Origin of the sequence: Psychrobacter sp. TB20-MNA-CIBAN-0197, from assembly GCF_040309765.1 — a bacterium.
GTDB lineage: Bacteria > Pseudomonadota > Gammaproteobacteria > Pseudomonadales > Moraxellaceae > Psychrobacter > Psychrobacter submarinus.
Genome location: NZ_JBEOPC010000996.1, coordinates 1 through 254 on the forward strand (window position 1 = coordinate 1; position 254 = coordinate 254).

The following is a 254-nucleotide window of genomic DNA, read 5'->3' on the forward strand; positions in this document are numbered from 1 at the left end:
GGTTTTGATCCTGGCATTCCCAGGTTCAAATCCTGGTATCCCAGCCAACTTCTTCTACCAAGGAAAGTTGAATAAAAGAATTACTCTAGCTTAGAGGTTAAATGAGCACATTAGTGATGCGGGAGTGGCGGAATTGGTAGACGCGCTGGATTTAGGTTCCAGTATCTTAGGATGTGAGAGTTCAAGTCTCTCCTTCCGCACCATGTTCTTATTAAGAACTAAAATTAATATCAAATTTATAGTTGGGATATCGC

1 tRNA gene is annotated in these 254 nt (G+C 40.9%); it reads left to right on the plus strand.

The annotated features are described in order from the left end of the window. Window positions 1–118 precede the first annotated feature (118 nt). Window positions 119–203: transfer RNA gene (locus AAEY83_RS16880), tRNA-Leu, on the plus strand. The last annotated feature ends 51 nt before the right edge of the window (window positions 204–254 follow it).